This is a genomic window from Chitinophaga sp. CB10, assembly GCA_001870995.2.
Taxonomy (GTDB): domain Bacteria; phylum Bacteroidota; class Bacteroidia; order Chitinophagales; family Chitinophagaceae; genus Chitinophaga.
In genome coordinates this window covers 17,594-34,030 of sequence record MLAV02000011.1, presented here as the reverse complement: position 1 = coordinate 34,030, position 16,437 = coordinate 17,594, and the positions used below count along the sequence as shown (strand labels likewise).

At 50.0% G+C, this 16,437-nt stretch carries 16 protein-coding genes and 1 pseudogene; 13 read left to right on the top strand and 4 right to left on the bottom strand.

Annotation, left to right across the window (positions count from 1 at the left end):
- The first annotated feature begins 50 nt into the window (after window positions 1-50).
- From BOC67_RS16210 to BOC67_RS16190, 5 genes are all read left to right on the top strand, one after another.
- Window positions 51-695: a hypothetical protein gene (locus tag BOC67_RS16210; RefSeq protein ID WP_291911661.1), complete on the top strand. Its 645-nt coding sequence runs from the start codon at window positions 51-53 to the stop codon at window positions 693-695.
- A 2-nt stretch (window positions 696-697) separates the two neighbouring features.
- Window positions 698-994 carry a transcriptional regulator gene (locus BOC67_RS16205; protein WP_291911660.1) on the top strand — a complete coding sequence of 99 codons (297 nt, stop codon included), beginning with the start codon at window positions 698-700 and terminating at the stop codon, window positions 992-994.
- Between the two features lie 51 nt (window positions 995-1,045).
- Complete coding sequence (gene creD, locus BOC67_RS16200; RefSeq protein ID WP_291911659.1) at window positions 1,046-2,398, top strand: cell envelope integrity protein CreD; 1,353 nt, start codon at window positions 1,046-1,048, stop codon at window positions 2,396-2,398.
- A gap of 155 nt (window positions 2,399-2,553) precedes the next feature.
- The gene (locus tag BOC67_RS16195; protein ID WP_291911658.1) at window positions 2,554-2,919 is read left to right on the top strand and encodes a diacylglycerol kinase; all 366 of its coding nucleotides are present in this window, start codon (window positions 2,554-2,556) and stop codon (window positions 2,917-2,919) included.
- 41 nt (window positions 2,920-2,960) lie between these two features.
- Window positions 2,961-3,638, top strand: a complete 678-nt coding sequence (locus tag BOC67_RS16190) for a DUF1361 domain-containing protein (protein ID WP_291911657.1) — start codon at window positions 2,961-2,963, stop codon at window positions 3,636-3,638.
- Between the two features lie 86 nt (window positions 3,639-3,724).
- Here BOC67_RS16190 and BOC67_RS16185 read toward each other — a convergent pair whose 3' ends face one another.
- Window positions 3,725-7,147 carry a hypothetical protein gene (locus tag BOC67_RS16185; protein WP_291911656.1) on the bottom strand — a complete coding sequence of 1,141 codons (3,423 nt, stop codon included), beginning with the start codon at window positions 7,145-7,147 and terminating at the stop codon, window positions 3,725-3,727.
- Between the two features lie 57 nt (window positions 7,148-7,204).
- Between BOC67_RS16185 and BOC67_RS16180 the strand changes: the two genes are divergently transcribed.
- On the top strand, window positions 7,205-7,846 hold the full coding sequence (locus tag BOC67_RS16180; RefSeq protein WP_291911654.1) for an MBL fold metallo-hydrolase: 642 nt from the start codon (window positions 7,205-7,207) through the stop codon (window positions 7,844-7,846).
- A 61-nt stretch (window positions 7,847-7,907) separates the two neighbouring features.
- On the opposite strand, the gene BOC67_RS16175 is transcribed toward BOC67_RS16180, so the two are convergent.
- On the bottom strand, window positions 7,908-9,443 hold the full coding sequence (locus BOC67_RS16175; RefSeq protein WP_291911653.1) for a polysaccharide biosynthesis C-terminal domain-containing protein: 1,536 nt from the start codon (window positions 9,441-9,443) through the stop codon (window positions 7,908-7,910).
- A 20-nt stretch (window positions 9,444-9,463) separates the two neighbouring features.
- Window positions 9,464-9,847, bottom strand: a pseudogene (gene arfB, locus BOC67_RS16170) (alternative ribosome rescue aminoacyl-tRNA hydrolase ArfB); the annotation flags it as partial.
- Window positions 9,848-9,958: 111 nt separating this feature from the next.
- Here arfB and dtd point away from each other — a divergent pair.
- From dtd to BOC67_RS16140, 6 genes are all read left to right on the top strand, one after another.
- Entirely contained in the window at window positions 9,959-10,411 is a 453-nt protein-coding gene (gene dtd, locus BOC67_RS16165; protein WP_291911651.1) for a D-aminoacyl-tRNA deacylase, read from the top strand.
- 69 nt (window positions 10,412-10,480) lie between these two features.
- Window positions 10,481-11,002 carry a hypothetical protein gene (locus tag BOC67_RS16160; RefSeq protein WP_291911650.1) on the top strand — a complete coding sequence of 174 codons (522 nt, stop codon included), beginning with the start codon at window positions 10,481-10,483 and terminating at the stop codon, window positions 11,000-11,002.
- Window positions 11,003-11,082: 80 nt separating this feature from the next.
- Window positions 11,083-11,604 carry a hypothetical protein gene (locus BOC67_RS16155; RefSeq protein ID WP_291911649.1) on the top strand — a complete coding sequence of 174 codons (522 nt, stop codon included), beginning with the start codon at window positions 11,083-11,085 and terminating at the stop codon, window positions 11,602-11,604.
- A gap of 226 nt (window positions 11,605-11,830) precedes the next feature.
- Complete coding sequence (locus tag BOC67_RS16150; protein WP_291911648.1) at window positions 11,831-12,157, top strand: nucleotide pyrophosphohydrolase; 327 nt, start codon at window positions 11,831-11,833, stop codon at window positions 12,155-12,157.
- A 7-nt stretch (window positions 12,158-12,164) separates the two neighbouring features.
- Window positions 12,165-13,103, top strand: coding sequence for a YihY/virulence factor BrkB family protein (locus BOC67_RS16145; RefSeq protein WP_291911646.1), 939 nt, complete (start codon window positions 12,165-12,167; stop codon window positions 13,101-13,103).
- An 80-nt stretch (window positions 13,104-13,183) separates the two neighbouring features.
- The gene (locus tag BOC67_RS16140; RefSeq protein WP_291911645.1) at window positions 13,184-14,611 is read left to right on the top strand and encodes a glycine--tRNA ligase; all 1,428 of its coding nucleotides are present in this window, start codon (window positions 13,184-13,186) and stop codon (window positions 14,609-14,611) included.
- Between the two features lie 43 nt (window positions 14,612-14,654).
- Here the strand turns inward: BOC67_RS16140 and BOC67_RS16135 are convergent, their stop codons facing one another.
- Window positions 14,655-15,374, bottom strand: coding sequence for an FAD-binding oxidoreductase (locus tag BOC67_RS16135; RefSeq protein ID WP_291911644.1), 720 nt, complete (start codon window positions 15,372-15,374; stop codon window positions 14,655-14,657).
- Window positions 15,375-15,535: 161 nt separating this feature from the next.
- Here BOC67_RS16135 and BOC67_RS16130 point away from each other — a divergent pair, with 161 nt between their 5' ends.
- Window positions 15,536-16,360, top strand: a complete 825-nt coding sequence (locus BOC67_RS16130) for a hypothetical protein (protein ID WP_291911643.1) — start codon at window positions 15,536-15,538, stop codon at window positions 16,358-16,360.
- Window positions 16,361-16,437 lie beyond the last annotated feature (77 nt).

Sequence of the window (16,437 nt, the reverse complement as noted above, 5' to 3'; positions counted from 1 at the left end):
TTGACATATAAAATTTTCTATTAGCTTTGTAGTGCAAAGTGCTTTTTATCATGACAGATCATGAACATCTCAAGACATTAACGGACATCAGGAACATCATGGAACGCAGCAGCCGCTTCAGGGCGCTGAGCGGGCTGAGTGGCGTATCGGCCGGCATTATAGGGCTGATAGGCGCGTACCTGGCGCATTCCTGGATTGCTGCTTACTATGATCGTTGGGAAATACGTGGCGGTTATGACGACCTGGATTTCGCCGGCCTGCGGGGAAAGCTGATCGTGTTGGGGTTTGTGATTATGGCAGCGGCGTTTTTATCCGGCTTCCTGTTCACCTACCGGAAAGCCCGCCGCAGTAACCTGCCGGTATGGGATCATACGGCCAGGAAGGTGCTGATAAACTGCGCGATTCCGTTTCTGACCGGCGGGGTATTTATCCTGGCCCTGATCTATAATAACGTACCGCAGATCATAGCGCCCTGCTGCCTTATTTTTTACGGGCTGGCACTGGTGAACGGAAGTAAATACACGTTGCAGGATGTGCGCTACCTGGGCATTACAGAGATAGCGCTGGGCTTAATCAATATGTTCTTCCTGAAGAAAGGCATAATTTTTTGGGCCATAGGCTTTGGCTTTTGTCATATAATTTATGGAGCTTTGATGTGGTGGAAGTATGAACGTAAAGGAAGTCTTCAAACATGAGCATGAATCCGATAGGAAATTTAAATAAGATATTTGAAAGCCGGATACGCCTGGGTGTGATGAGTGTGCTGATGGTAAACGACGAGATAAATTTTAATGATCTCAAGCAGATGCTGGAAGTGACCGATGGCAACCTCGCCTCTCACCTGAACACACTGGAAGAAAACGGCTATATCAAAGTGCATAAGGGGTTTATTGGGCGTAAAACCAATACTACCTATGCCATCACACCCGCGGGCGAAAAGGCTTTCAAAGGCCATCTCGCTGCGCTCGAACACATGATCCGGTTTACTAAATAATTTTTTTTGTCTTTACACTTTGAAATGCAAAGTACTTTTAAATACCAGAATATGGAAAACACATCCGCTCCCCTTTCTTTCTTTGACCGTTTTGCCTACGCCATCAAGGCCGCATTCATTATTTTTCTCATGATCCTCCTGCTGGTGCCTACGTTTAACATTGGCTCGCTGGTGGAAGAGCGCCACCAGCTGCGCGAAGGCGCAGCGGCTGCCATTGCGCGCACCTGGGGCGGTGAGCAGAGCATCCTGTTGCCGCAACTGAGCATTCCTTATCAAACAACGGGTAGCGCTGCTCATGACCGGACATTTACCCTTAACCCCAGGTCGGTGAAGGTGGATGGAAACGTTAAGCCATCTGAACTCAAACGGGGCATTTATACTGTTACGGTGTACGATACCAAACTGCAGATCAGCGGCAGCTTTTCGCTGGCTGATTTGAAAAAAGCAGACGAAGCTCCTTCCGCCATTTTCCTGGACAAAGCAAAGCTGCTGTTGAATATTGAAGACATCGGAGGAGTATATTCCCAGCCTAAAATAACCTGGAACGGGCAGCCCCTGGCCACAGAGCCCAACGTCACCGGCATAGAAACGACTGCTGCCCCGGCCAACACCACGGAAGAAATCCATGCGTCGGCCGGCAACGAGGGCATCGTGGAAATCTCCATTCCGGCGGGTGCGATGAAGGAAGACGTTAATGCCTTCTCTATCGACATGGACCTGAAAGGCAGCACTGCGCTGAACTTTGTGCCTACTTCCAAAAACACGGAAGTAAATCTGCAGTCCACCTGGGAAAGCCCTAATTTTTATGGCGACATCCCGCCGCACACCCGCGAGGTATCCAAAAGCGGTTTTACGGCCAAATGGATCGTACAGAACATGAACTGGAACCCTTTAAAACCCATGTCGTTCCACGTAAACACGAAGCAGTTTGGCGTAAAGCTGATCACGCCCGTCGATGTGTACCAACAGAGCGCCCGTGCGATCAAATATGCCTTCCTCATCATCGGCATTACCTTCTTCCTGTATTATTTTGTAGAAATTGCGCAGCGCCGCACGGTACATCCTATCCAGTACGGTCTGATCGGGATAGCCCTCTCCGTATTCTACATCCTGCTGCTGTCCTTATCGGAGCATACCAGCTTTTTACTTGCTTACATCATTGCCAGCGCCATGACCATCGGCCTGATAGTGCTGTACACCAGCGCCGTGCTCACGCGCCGCATCGGGCTCACTATCGGCGGATTGCTGGCCCTGTTCTATACTTTCATTTACGTGATCATCAGCGCGGAAGATTATGCGTTGCTCATGGGCAGCTTTGGCCTCTTCTTCACGCTGGCAGGCATCATGTATTACAGCCGGAAGATCAACTGGAGCAGAACGCAGCCGGCGCCTGGAAATGTATAACGACGCTGTAAACTACAACGGCCCCTATGGTTGATATGACAAGCTTATACTAATATGGTTCCGGGGCCGTTTTTTAGTAAATTTGATAACAGTCTTTTTAACAATTTCATCACGCGCAGTGCCGGTGATATGCACTGCCAACAGATAGCTTTGACATGCCTACATCCTATTTAAAAAAGCGATTTGCCAGTTTCCGGTATGCCTTTGCAGGGTTCTTTGCCTTTGTAAAGTCGGAACCACACGCACGCATACACGCAGTGGCTACCGTGGCGGTAATTACTGCCGGCTGCTGGTTCAGGGTGGGCAAAACCGACTGGCTATGGCTGTTGTGGGCAATGGCGCTGGTATGGATCACCGAAATGCTGAATACCGTGATTGAAAAAATGATGGATCATTTATCGCCGGCCATTCATCCACGGGTAAAGTTCATCAAGGACCTGGCCGCTGCCGCCGTACTGGTAGCCGCCATTGCCGCCGCTATCACCGGCGGGTGCATCTTCTGGCCTTACCTGTTTGGTTAATCTCTTTATCCCTATGCTATTCACCAATTAATAGCAACATCATGAACGTGTTTAAAAGACGACTGGCTGCCATTGGCAGTATGCTGGAAAAGCCGCAGGTGCATCATATTCTGTACGCCTCCATCCTGTTTAGCCTAGTGCTCATCCTTTTTCGTATATACTATACCGGTAGTATGCTGCGGGCATCCCTGGTATGGAACCTCTTCCTCGCCTACATTCCGTTTGCCCTCACCCGGTGGATGGAAAGGCATCCCGCGGAAATGCAGCAGCGGCTCAACTGGTACGCCTGCTTCATGGTATGGCTGCTGTTTATCCCCAATGCGCCGTATATCATCACTGACCTGTTCCATCTCTTCGACGGCGGCGTGCCGGTATGGTTCGAGCTGTTCCTCATTTCCTCCTTTGTCGTTAATGGAATGATGCTGGGCTATCTCTCCATCCGCAGCATGGAAAAGATGTGGAGCAGCAGGTATTCCCGCTGGCCTGCCTGGCTGTTTTCCATTCCCGTGATGTTCCTCTGCAGCCTGGGCGTTTATATAGGCCGGTATCTGCGCTATAACAGCTGGGACGTGGTGAAAGATCCCATGACGCTCTCCAGGGATATGATCGGTTTATTTATCCATCCCTGGGAAAACCGGCATGCCTGGGCCTTTACCATCTGCATGGGCGTATTCCTCAGCCTGATGTACCCGCTGGTAAAGCAGTTGCGCAGAGCGTAACCAGCCCCGGCTTGCTATCCCTAAAAACAAAGCAGGTGTATCATTTGGAATGATACACCTGCTTTTATTATGTAGGCAATGTTTGCTTAGAAATCCACACCCATACCGAAGTACCAGATTGGTTTGCTCTTGAAGAAGTCAACCATTGGCCAGCCGGCATCCACGCGGAGGAAGTAGCCGGCGATAGTGGTGCGGGCGCCGAATCCATAACCGCCGATGAACGGACCGAGGAAGCCCTCTTTAATGCGGGTGACCACCTCAGGCGCCTGGCCGTAGTTGCCGTAGTTGGCATCCTTGAAGGTCAGCTTCTTGTTCCAGGCGGTACCGATATCCATGAAGGTAGTTACCTGGAAGTTGCGGATCATGGCCGAGTTGATAGGCTTGTCAATGAAGGTGGCGAATACCGGGAGGCGCAGTTCTGTATTCAGCAGCATCACGTTATTCCCGTTTTTGGCGTTCTGCTTGTAACCGCGCAGGTTTTCGGCCAGCGTCTGGTAAGCGTAGTTAACGGACGGATCAACCGGGTTGTTGCGGTGTATCTGCGGATTCAGCCAGTTGTCAATACCGCCGAGGTAGTAGATCATTTTGCGGCTGCCCCAGGACATATCCATCGCAAAGCGGGTAGCCCAGATGAAATTGCGGTAAATCTTTTCGTAGTGGCGGATGTCCACACCCATGTTATAGGTGAACCTGCCGTTTACAGCAGGCGCCTGCGGGTTGAACTTCTCGTTCAGGCCACCGTTGGTGATCTGCGAGTTGATATCGCCATATACTTTGAAACGGGTACCGTTCCAGATATTGATCGCCGGGTTGATCGTATTATCGTACACGTATTCCAGCCGGCCGAGGATGTAGCTTTCCTTCAGGTCCGGTTCTTTAAGGCTTACGCGTTTATCCGCCTGCCATACCATTTTATCGGTACGGTAACCTACTGACAGGCGTATGCTCCTCACCTGGTCAAACGGATAACGCATTTCCGCCTGGTAAAGGTTGGTGATCAGCCGCACCGGCGTCCAGAATGCCTGGCTGAGCGTACTATCGATCAGCAGGGCGGAGCCGCTTTTGTCTACCTTACGGTAGTAGGTGAATTTATAATCAAACCGGTGTTTGAGGTAAGCGCCGGTAATGAAGTATTCAGAGCCCTGGAGGTCAAACGGAATGCGGAAACCGCCGTTGATCTTCACATCTTCGAACAGATCGCTCACGCCTATACGAATCAGCCCGTTAACCGGGTCGGTAAGCCGTATCGGGGAGGCGGGCTGGCCGGTGAAGATCTGGTACCTGTTGATCAGGATAGAGTTATCTATTTGCAGGATGAGATAATCGGATGCGAACTTCCATTTATACGGCAGCAGTTTGGACTGCTTGAGTATAGACGGGGTAGGCGGTTTTTTATCGAACATAGACAGGCCGCCCTGCTGCGCCGCTTCATCTACCAGTTTGATCTGCGCCGCGGCGGTATCCGCCGGCTCGTTGGCAAACTCATTCTGGAAGAAGTTTGGCTGGGTGACGGTATCCTTACGGGGAGCCATAAACGTAGGCAGCCCGAGGCGGATGCTGTCCTGGTGCATCTGATCCTGGCGGAAGTGCGTATTACGGGCGGATACATTCCTTTTCTTCAGGGTAGTGGTATCTACCTTGAGCTTCATGAGGCGTTTGATATTGGAGTAGGCGACTACTTCCGATACTTCGCCCTGCTCCCCGGTTACGCGCGACTCCTGGATACCGTAAGGGTAGTTGGAGATCGGGAACGTATAGGTGGAGTCGTTAGTGATCACCACTGTTTCCACGGAATCCGGCGCGGTGGTACCGTAGGCTGCCAGGGCGGAGTCCAGTTCTTCCTTCTCAGGGTTATGCAGGATTTCGGAACCTACATAGAAGAGGGAATCCACTCCCACATTCTGGGATTTAAAGAACCCGGCATAACGGTTACGGATACCGTTTGCATCGGAAACGAAGGTAAAGTGGGTGGTGTTGTACTGCATGGGCAGGCGCGCATCCCCGTATTGCAGGTCCGTCAGCTGGGTAATCTGCCGGTCGGCGCTTTTGCTCCAGTTATCTACCATGAAGATGTTGTAGCGGTTGCGCAGCAGCGAGGTATCCGTACCGCGGCCTTTGGGGCCGGGGCGGTTGGAAGCGTAAATGATGCCGCTTTTGCCCGGGAATGCCGCGAAGGATGGTTCCAGGTCATCATACACGTCGTTGGTGATCTGGTCGGTTTTGGAATTGCTGATGTTATAGGTGAAGATATCGGTATGACCGTTCTTCACGGCCGACAGCAGCAGGGTGTTTTCCATCACCGGCATGTATTTGAAGTCGATCACGCGGTCAAACTGCGGCAGGTCCTGGCGCAGGGTGATGCGGGTGATCAGGTCATAGACCATCAGTTTGGTTTTGCCTTCGTGTTCATAGATCACTGCCAGGCGGTTGCCTTTGGTATTCCAGGCCATCTGCGGATAGTTAGGGTCCAGCTGGTTGGCCAGCTGCATTACGCCGCTTCTGAGCAGTACTTTAGGCTTGTTCCATCCCAGCTGAATCTGTACTTTATACACGCCTTTTTTGAATTCTACTACTGCGTAGGAATTATTTTTAGGATTAGGGTTGAAGCGGAAGTAATCGGCTTTACCGACTTCCTGGGCTACGATGGTACGGCCTTTGGCGGAAGTTTTCCGGCGTTTGTTATCGTCTGCGAAGCGTTTGGTATAAAACAGCATAAAGTCCTGCGTAGCCTTTTTAGGGGTCATACTCAGCACCTGCTCAAAACCTTTTTTCAGGCCCCTGTTGATACGGGTGATGTACATCAGGTAAGGCACGGCGTCCTTTCCGTACTTGGCTTCCACGTAGTACCAGAAGGCATGGCCTGCCAGCAGGGGATGGTCGTAGGCCAGCTGGTTGTAGTTATTGTATTTTCCGGAGAGGATGATAGCTTTCAGTTGTTCATCTTCCCGGGCGGTCCAGTTTTCCGCCGCATAGGCGATGAAGCCGTCGGTAAACCATTTCGGGAAGTCGATCAGCGCGGCATTTCCGGCAAATTCCCCGATATCTTCCCCAAAGAGCAGGGTTTCCAGCATAATACGGGCAATCCCCTGGCGTATCTGCCGGCGGAGGTTTTCGTGGTTGCCGTCGAAATACACGATCATTTTGTTGCCTACCAGCTTGGTAACGCCGCCGGTGTTCTGCCAGTCAACGCCAATGCCTATATTGGATTGTTTCATTTCGCCAAAGCTGTTGTACACAACGATGTTGATGCGTTGGCGAGGGGTGGTTTCCATGAACTGTTCCAGCTGGGGCAATTCCTTTTCCGCGATTTGTACCACGTATTTTCCCAGTTCGAGGCCATTTTGGGCGAAGTAGGTGTTGAAATGCCGACTCTGGTAGTACCGCCACTTGAAATTCTTGAACTGCACGCGATTCTGGCCGAATTCTACGGTATTGGTCTGGGCAAACGACACCGTCGTTCCAAGTAATAGGGCTCCGTGGAATAATAACCTGGTAATAAATCTGTTCATACAGAAAGTATTGATAATATTGTGATCTGTTTACAAATTAGCTAAAAATCGGGTAACATGATCGAACTTCACCATTTCACCTTTAGTCCTATGCAGGAAAACACGTACCTGCTTATTAACGAAAAAAAGGAATGCATAATTATAGACCCGGGCTGTTATTTTGAGAACGAAAGAAAAGAATTATTACAATATATACAAACGGAGGGGCTAAATGTTACAAGGCTGCTGAATACGCACTGCCATCTGGATCACATCTTTGGTAACAAACTTGTATCCGAAACGTACAAGGTAAGGCCGGAGATTCACCCTAACGAACAAACGATCCTGGACCTTTCCCAGCAGGTGGGCAATATGTACAATATGCCTTTCCCGCCCTCTCCCATGCCCGGCGCGTACCTGACTGCCGGCGAGACGTTTGATTTCGGCGATAACCGGATTGAGATACGGCTGGTGCCCGGCCATTCCCCGGGGAGTGTGGCTTTTTACTGTGCGGCTCAAAAATTTGTGATTGGGGGAGATGTATTATTTCGCGACAGCATAGGGCGTACGGACCTGCCGGGTGGCGACCATGAGACACTCCTGAGCAGTATCCGTACCCAACTCTTTGTACTGCCGGACGATGTGGTGGTATATCCCGGGCATGGTCCGGCTACAACCATCGGGTATGAAAAGCAGCATAACCCGTTCCTGAACGAATAACTTCACCGGCCTGCCACCTTATTTAACGCAAACGATCCGCCAGCGGCGGATCGTTTGTTTTTTACCTGATATATTTCCCTATCACCGGCAGCCGGGCGAATTCCCGTTTTTCCATACGGAATATAAACGCCAGGTAGGCCAGGAAGAAGAGGGTGGCCACTGCCAGCGAGGAGCCTTTGACGGCGTAGATATCGTTAGGCGTCAGGAAGGTGACGTTAATCCAGTTATAGATATAGTACAGCCCAATGGCGGATGCCATATAGGTAAGGATCTTAGGGAGGTGGTAAGGCACCGGGTAGTGCTTTTGCCCCCACACGTAACAAATGACCATCTGGGCCAGGTAGCAGACCATGGTGGCCAGCGCGGCGCCAAAGTAGCCCATGATGGGGATCCACCACCAGTTGAGCAGGATGGCCATGCCTGCTGAAATCAGCGTGATAACGGCGCCCGCCCGGGTATTGTTGGTCAGTTTAAACCATATGGTGAGATTGTAATATACCCCGAGGAACATGTATCCCATCAGCAGCAATGGCACGATGGTCATGCCGGCGTAGTACTCCGGCTTGCGGAGGAAGAACTTCCAGATATTCAGGTACAGGCTTACGAAGAGGAACATGCAGCAAAGCAGCACCACAAATATTTTCATGATGCGGGCATAAGTTTTCTGCGGGTTGCTTTCCGACTCCGCCTGCTTGAAGAAGAATGGCTCGGCCCCCAGTTTGAAGGCCTGGATGAACATGTTGATGAGGATGGAGAGCTTGTAGTTGGCGCTGTAGATACCAATGAGGTATTTCTTTTTCTCCTCGCTGTCTACCGGCAGGAAGGTGGGCAGAAACCAGGCGCGGTCAAAGGTTTCGTTTACCATCCCTGCCATTCCTACTACGATCAGGGGCAGCGAGTAGGTGATCATTTCCTTCCAGAGCGATTTATCGAACTGCCATTTAATGCCTTTGATCTGCGGGAGGAACATCAGCAGGGTAAGGCCGCTGGCCAGCAGGTTGCTGAGGTACACATAGCCCAGGGTGGCTCCTCCGCCCATTACATCCGGCAGCCAGTGGTGGCCGGCATTATAGAGCTTCGGGCAGATGTAGAGGAAGAGGAAGTTGAAAAATACGTTGGTAACGATATTGGATATACGAATGAAGGCATACTTCAGCGGCCTGTTTTCCAGTCGCAGTTGCGCGTAAGGTATGGCCGTCAGCGCATCAAACGCCATGATCAGCACAATGTACACGTAGAATGCCGGATGGCCCGCGACGCCGGCCATTTCCGCTGAATGCGTTTTCAGGATAGGCCCCTGCAACAGGAAGAGCAGCAGCGTAGCCCCTATGGTGGAAAAGATGAGGGAGAGCATGGAGGTACTTAGTACCAGGTTCTCCCTGCCTTTTTGGGCAAACCGGAAAAAGGCGGTTTCCATTCCATAGGTGAGTACAATATTGGCAAATGGGATATAGGCGTAGGCGGTATTCATTTCGCCGTAGGAAACGGCGGTGAGTATGCCCAGGTAAAAGGGTGTCAGGAAATAATTGAGCAGTTTGCTCACTATATTACTGAGGCCGTAGAAGATCGTTTGTCCTGCCAGATTCTTTATGCTCAAAGCCAGTGATTTTTGTAAAGTTATTCAAAGTTTCCGCCCCGGCGCTGCTGCTTTTTTTCTGACAGCCGCTTTTTAAACTGGATGCGTTTTTCCACCATGGCACGGGAAGGTTTGGTGGCGATCCGCTTTTTGCGGGGGATGAGCGCATTGTTTACCAGGTCGTTCACCTTGCGGATCACTTCCTGCTTATTGCCCAGCTGGGTGCGGGCCGACTGTGATTTTACCAGCAGCAGGCCTTCGGCATTGATACGGTTGGAAAGCTTCTCCTGCAGCAGGGCCTTTTGATCCTCCGTCAGCAATGCGGAAGCGGCTATATCAAAATACCCTTCCACCATTGTTTCCACCTTATTCACATTCTGACCGCCTTTTCCTCCGCTCCGTGCCGTGCGGAAGGTGAGTTCGGCCGTTACATCTATAATCATTATGTATTATATCTCTCTTTAATATAAAATAAACCCGGTGGAGCAAGTTATTAAAAACTGTGCGTAAATTCCGGCCTGCAAAAATACGCAATAATGAGAGCTGTAATACAAAGAGTAAGCAAGGCGTCCGTAATGGTGGATGGTACGGTAACCGGGGCCATTCAAACAGGGCTGTTGGTATTGTTGGGCATTGAGGACGCCGATACCCAGGAAGATATCCAGTGGCTGAGCAGTAAGATTGTGAACCTGCGGATATTTAACGACGATGCCGGCGTGATGAATGTATCCGTAAAGGACGCCCATGGCGACATCCTGCTGGTCAGCCAGTTTACCCTCCATGCCTCCACCAAAAAGGGCAACCGCCCCTCCTACCTGAAAGCCAGCAAGCCTGATGTGGCGATTCCGCTGTATGAAAAGATGATCGCCCAGCTCGAGCAGGACATGGAAACCACCATCCAGCGGGGGATATTTGGCGCCGATATGAAAGTGGAACTCCTCAATGACGGCCCTGTAACCATTATTATTGATACAAAAAACAGGGAGTAGGCAGGTGTAACTTATTCCGGGCATGGCCGTTTAACTGGGGTAGCTATTAACCTCTAAATGTTATCAACCATGATCAGAAAGTTGCTGCTGTGCGCTTTGTGCATACTGGCATTGGCATCCTGTCGGAAAAAAGATGAAGAAAAGGCCCCGCAGCCCTGTCCGGAGTGCTTTACATTTAATCATAACGTTTATCTCCGGCTTATGGATGCCGGCGGGCAGCAAAACCTCGTTTACGGCCCCGGCGCTACCCTCCCGAAGGACAGTATTAGTTTCTGGGACGGCGACAAGCAGCTCAGGTGGCTCTCCTCTACCGATTCCGCCACGGCGAAGGGTATGATAATCCTGAACCTGGTGGGCGTGCCATCCGCTACAGTCACCCATGACCGTTCCGCTACATTTCTGCAAAAAGTAACCTTGAAAATCAAGACAGCTGCCGGCCTTAAATCCATATTGTTAACCATTTACAGCGAAAGCGTTTGTTGCGACGGTATTGTCAGGGAACTATTTACAGATAACGCTGCCACTCCTTATAAGCCGGTCCTGTTTTCCGCCAGTCCGCATGGGGTGATAGCAATACCCATCCGGCTGTAACCGGCCAGGGATGGGAATACGATGGATGAATAAAACTGTCTTGCAGCCTGAACCTCTATCATTGGCAAATCTATTTTTTTATGAACAAGATTATTACACTTGCACTGGCTGCCATCTTCCTTTTGCAGGCCTGCAAAAAGAAGGATAATCCTGAAAAGCCAGCGGATTGCGCAACGGTGCTCTGCATTACCATGGCGCATTTACTGAACATCCGGCTGATGGATGCGGATGGTAAAAAGAACCTGCTGTACGGGCCGGATGCCAGCATACCAAAGGAAAATATTTCCCTTTATTATGCGGACAAACCGGTCGCCTGGATATCCTCGCCTGATTCTGCCACCAGTACGGGATACTTATCCGTGCACCTGCAGCCGGTTTACGCTGCCGGCAGTTTACAGACGCCGGGGGATGACTTCGCGCTGGACTTCACTTTAAAGGTAAAGCTGGCCACGGGAGAAAAGACCTTCCTGCTGCATGTGCTGAACCACCGCAACTGCTGCGGCGCAATAGTGCAGGGCATTCAAATCAATAAGACAGGTATTGTGTACAAATCCGGGGACAATAACGGTTATCAGCCGGTAAACCTGCCGTTGGTACTCTGACGGCGCTGGTAATAAACCGGGTGCGCTTACCTGACACTGCTGTTAACAACCCGTTGGTTTTATTTTGCATAACCCTTACCTGACACCGCTGTTAACAAACCCATTGCCTCCTAACAATAACGGTTATACGAATTCACTGCATGTTCAGACCGGAAAGATATTTCTGGCCTGAACATTGTTTTTTGGACTTTCGTTATCTTTAGGGGAATTATTAATTTTCACGAGGATGACGATCAAAGAAGCGCAGGAGCTGATAGACCGCTGGATAAACACTACCGGCGTGCGCTATTTCAGCGAACTGACCAATATGGCGATACTCACGGAGGAAGTAGGGGAAGTAGCGCGGCTCATGGCCCGCAAATACGGAGAGCAGTCCTTCAAAGAGTCGGATACGAAAAAAGAACTGGCGGATGAACTGGCTGATGTGATGTGGGTATTGCTCTGTATCGCCAATCAAACCGGTGTGGACATGACGGCTGCGCTGGAAAAAAATTTCGACAAAAAAAATATCCGGGATGCTGACCGGCATTTGAATAATCCTAAATTAAAGTAACGGAGTTATGCGGTTTTTGAACAGACTTAAAGTCATCTGGCAGGTGCTGAAGCAATCAGGCAGCGAGTTTATTGATGATAAAGTACTGAAGTTAAGTGCCGCGCTCTCCTATTACACGATATTTTCCATTGCCCCGATGTTGATCATCATCATCTTCCTTTGCGACCTTTTCCTCAGCAAGGAATCCATCGAGGGCAGCATTTACACACAGATCCGGTCTATGGTGGGCGATGAAGCTACCATACAGATACAGAGCATGATCAAAAATGCTTCCTTATCCGGGGATGTAAGCTGGGCTACCATCGTAGGGGTGGTAACGCTGGTGATAGGCGCCACCGGGGTATTTGCCGAAATCCAGGATAGTATCAACTTCATCTGGAAGCTGAAAGCAAAGCCCAAAAAGAGCGGCATCCTCAAGATGATATTAAACCGGTTGCTGTCCTTTTCGCTGGTGATCAGCATGGGCTTCATCCTGCTGGTATCCCTGGCGCTGAACGGCGTGATGGAGGTACTGAATCACCGGTTGCTGTCCGTATTTCCGGAGATAGAATATTTCACCCTCTATGTAGCTAACCTGGCCATTACCTTTTTGGTGATCACTTCCCTGTTTGCCATTATCTTCAAGGTGCTGCCGGATGCGCGCATCCGCTGGAAGGATGTGCTGGTAGGGGCTATCGCCACAGCGGTGCTGTTTATGATCGGGAAGTTTGCCATTGGTTACTACCTGGGCGCCAGTAAAGTGTCTTCCGCATATGGGGCCGCCGGCTCCATTGTTATTATACTCCTGTGGGTGTACTATTCCGCCGCTATCCTTTATTTCGGCGCAGTATTCACCCGGGTTTGGGTACAACACTTCGGGTCCCGTATATACCCCAATGATTACGCCATCTGGATGCGGGAAGTGGAAGTTGTCAGCACGCAAAATCCTACTACCTTAAACGATTAATTTAATCACTATCAATTGATTAAGGATGTGAAAATAATTACATCCATATTTTCAATTTTGCCAATTATCTTTGCGCAACTATGTCTACAGATCAGAATATATTCCAGGCGATCATATCGCACTGTAAAGAATACGGTTTTATTTTTCAGTCCAGCGAAATTTATGATGGACTCAGCGCGGTGTACGACTATGGTCAGAACGGCGCGCAGTTAAAGAAGAACATCAGGGATTATTGGTGGAAGAGTATGACGCAGCTCCACGATAACATCGTGGGTATTGACGCGGCTATTTTTATGCATCCTACTACCTGGAAGGCATCCGGTCACGTGGATAATTTCAGCGATCCGATGATCGATAACAAGGATAGCAAAAAACGCTACCGGGTGGATCACCTGATTGAAGCGCATGCAGCTACCTTACCGGAAGAGCAGGGCAAAGCACTGCTGGCCGCAATGGAGAAGCTGGAAGCGGCGCAGGACTACGCCGGCCTGAAAACCCTGATTGAAGAAAACAAAATTGCCTGCTCCGTGAGCGGTACCGTTAACTGGACGGATGTACGTCAGTTCAACCTGATGTTCTCTACCCAGTTAGGTAGCGTTACCGACGAAGCAAGTGAAATATACCTCCGTCCTGAAACTGCCCAGGGTATTTTCGTGAACTTCCTGAACGTGCAGAAAACAGGCAGGATGAAAGTACCTTTTGGTATTGCCCAGGTGGGTAAAGCCTTCCGTAACGAGATCGTAGCCCGCCAGTTCATTTTCCGCATGCGTGAATTTGAGCAGATGGAAATGCAATTCTTCGTTCGCCCTGGCACGCAGAAGGAATGGTATGAGAAATGGAAGGAAACCCGTATGCAATGGCACCTGAGCCTGGGTATCGATCCATCCAAATACCGCTTCAAAGATCACGTGAAGCTGGCGCACTATGCGGATGCCGCCGTGGATATCGAGTTCGAATTCCCGATCGGTTTCAAGGAAGTAGAAGGTATCCACTCCCGTACTGACTTTGACCTGAAGCAGCACCAGGAGTACAGCAAAAAGAAAATCCAGTACTTTGATACGGAGATCAACCAGAACTATGTACCCTATGTGATCGAAACCTCTATCGGTTTGGACCGTATGTTCCTGCTGGTGATCTGCGCGGCATACGCCGAAGAAGACCTGAGCACGCCTGAAAAGCAGGATAGCCGCGTGGTACTGCGCTTACCGGCTAAACTGGCGCCTACCAAACTGGCCATCTTCCCGCTCACCAAAAAAGACGGCCTGCCTGAACTGGCACAGCAACTGATGGATGAGTGCAAGCAGCATTTCTATTGCTTCTATGAAGAGAAGGATGCCATCGGTAAGCGTTACCGCCGCCAGGATGCCATCGGTACTCCTTTCTGCGTAACGGTAGACCATCAGACGAAAGAAGATGGTACGGTAACCATCCGCTACCGCGATACGATGGAACAGGAACGCGTTCCGATGTCTGAAGTGAAAAACATCGTACTCAACAAAATTTTATAAAAGAAAAGGTCCGGTAACTTACCGGACCTTTTTCTTTTTATGGCTAGCCGTATAGTTCCTGGTGAATCTGCTTCCGGTCGTACCCCAAAGCCTGTATGCGCTGCTTTGCCTCGTCAATCATGTTCTTCCACCCGCAGAGATAGAAGTTGGCAGGGCGTTTATCCTGCAGCATTTCCTCGTAAATATGATGTACATAGCCTTTGCGGCCGTTCCAGTCCTCCTGCCGGGATAAGGTGGGGATATAATGGAACCCCGGGAAGGATTGCTCCAGCTGCCGCATTTCATCCGCATAGAGCAGGTCTTTTTCATACCTGCTGCCGAAGATGAGGTGTATATCCTTATGGGGTATTTGATGGTTTTTCAGGTAATGAGTCATGGCGCGGAAAGGCGCAATGCCGGTGCCGGTGCAAATAAAGAAAATTTCGGTATCTAACGTTTCCGGCAGTACGAAAACGCCGAGCGGCCCGCGGAGCGTCAGCTCGCTGCCCTCCTTTACTTCATTGAACAGGTAAGTACTACCCGCTCCTCCTTCCAGTAACACAATCACCAGTTCTATCACATTGCTGCCATCCGGATGGGAAGCGATGGAATAACTGCGCCAGCGTTTGTTCTTCTTTTCATGGATGGGAAGGTCGAGCGTTACAAACTGGCCCGGCTTGAAGTCGAACCGCTCCAGTTCAGGTATTTGAATCCAGAAGCGACGGGTGTTATCTGTGGCATTTTCAATTTTTGTAACTATGCCGGTGTACCAGTTTTCGACCATGTGGAATCAGGATTTTCTTATACTGAATATAACGAATATTCCTGTGGGAAACTTTCCGTGCAGTAATTTAATCTCTCCCTATGCCCTGCTGTAATTCAATTAAATACTTAATATTTATTATTTTTATATAAAATATAATGTATTTAACAACCAGTAAACCTATGAAGAAAAGATCAACGCTGGTAACAGGGACCCTGTTTTCGCTATTCGCCTTAACCCTGTTTTCCTGTAAAAAGTCCGACAATGCGAGCCCTGAAGTAGAGCCGCCGGTTGCGACGGAAACGCGCCCGTTGCTGGATTCAGTGATTACAATTTCATCCAACCCGGAATGGAATGAGGCTACTGCATACAGGTATAACGCGGACAGTACACAGGCTGCCGATATCTACATCAGCACCGGCCAGCTGAACGGCGTCTTCCTCCTTTATAAGAATAAACAGCTTACGCGTTACGTGTATTCGCCCACCGGCAATATCAATGATTCCACCGATGTGTATATGTGCAGTTACGATAGTAAGGGCAGGCTGGCCATCATCAACCCTGATAACTGGGGTAACCGTGATTCGCTGGTATATAACGACGCCAACCAGCTGGTAAGAAGGTATAAATTCTATTCCAATGAGCTGGAATACGCCGATACCCTTACCTGGACAGGTAAGAACCTCACAGCTTACAGGTCTGTCCAGCGTATTTACGGCGGCACGGAAAACGATGTGTACATCCAAACGTGGACCTTTAAGTATGATGAACAGAAGAACCCTTACCAGGGCGTTCCTTCCAGCTCCTTCTTCTACCAGGAAGACAGGTGGAAGCTGAGTGAAAATAACGCCGTAGAAGTGGCTTACCAGGTGACCAATGGCGTTTCCCACAACATCAGGTACGCGTACACCTATAACGACAAGCACTATCCGGCAAGCGCCGCTTATGTAAAAACCGGGGAAGGCGTGAGCGACGACGGGACGGTCAGGTTTGTGTACAGGAAGTAAACGCACTCGATACTTTACTGTAAAAATTAATGTGTGAAGCGATGCAGCCACCTGCATCGCTTCCTTTTTATAGGTAT

Coding starts and splice junctions, on each gene's coding strand:
- BOC67_RS16210 (WP_291911661.1), top strand. CDS start 51: ATGACAGATCATGAACATCTCAAGACATTAACGGACATCAGGAACATC.
- BOC67_RS16205 (WP_291911660.1), top strand. CDS start 698: ATGAATCCGATAGGAAATTTAAATAAGATATTTGAAAGCCGGATACGC.
- creD (WP_291911659.1), top strand. CDS start 1,046: ATGGAAAACACATCCGCTCCCCTTTCTTTCTTTGACCGTTTTGCCTAC.
- BOC67_RS16195 (WP_291911658.1), top strand. CDS start 2,554: ATGCCTACATCCTATTTAAAAAAGCGATTTGCCAGTTTCCGGTATGCC.
- BOC67_RS16190 (WP_291911657.1), top strand. CDS start 2,961: ATGAACGTGTTTAAAAGACGACTGGCTGCCATTGGCAGTATGCTGGAA.
- BOC67_RS16185 (WP_291911656.1), bottom strand. CDS start 7,147: ATGAACAGATTTATTACCAGGTTATTATTCCACGGAGCCCTATTACTT.
- BOC67_RS16180 (WP_291911654.1), top strand. CDS start 7,205: ATGATCGAACTTCACCATTTCACCTTTAGTCCTATGCAGGAAAACACG.
- dtd (WP_291911651.1), top strand. CDS start 9,959: ATGAGAGCTGTAATACAAAGAGTAAGCAAGGCGTCCGTAATGGTGGAT.
- BOC67_RS16160 (WP_291911650.1), top strand. CDS start 10,481: ATGATCAGAAAGTTGCTGCTGTGCGCTTTGTGCATACTGGCATTGGCA.
- BOC67_RS16155 (WP_291911649.1), top strand. CDS start 11,083: ATGAACAAGATTATTACACTTGCACTGGCTGCCATCTTCCTTTTGCAG.
- BOC67_RS16150 (WP_291911648.1), top strand. CDS start 11,831: ATGACGATCAAAGAAGCGCAGGAGCTGATAGACCGCTGGATAAACACT.
- BOC67_RS16145 (WP_291911646.1), top strand. CDS start 12,165: ATGCGGTTTTTGAACAGACTTAAAGTCATCTGGCAGGTGCTGAAGCAA.
- BOC67_RS16140 (WP_291911645.1), top strand. CDS start 13,184: ATGTCTACAGATCAGAATATATTCCAGGCGATCATATCGCACTGTAAA.
- BOC67_RS16135 (WP_291911644.1), bottom strand. CDS start 15,374: ATGGTCGAAAACTGGTACACCGGCATAGTTACAAAAATTGAAAATGCC.
- BOC67_RS16130 (WP_291911643.1), top strand. CDS start 15,536: ATGAAGAAAAGATCAACGCTGGTAACAGGGACCCTGTTTTCGCTATTC.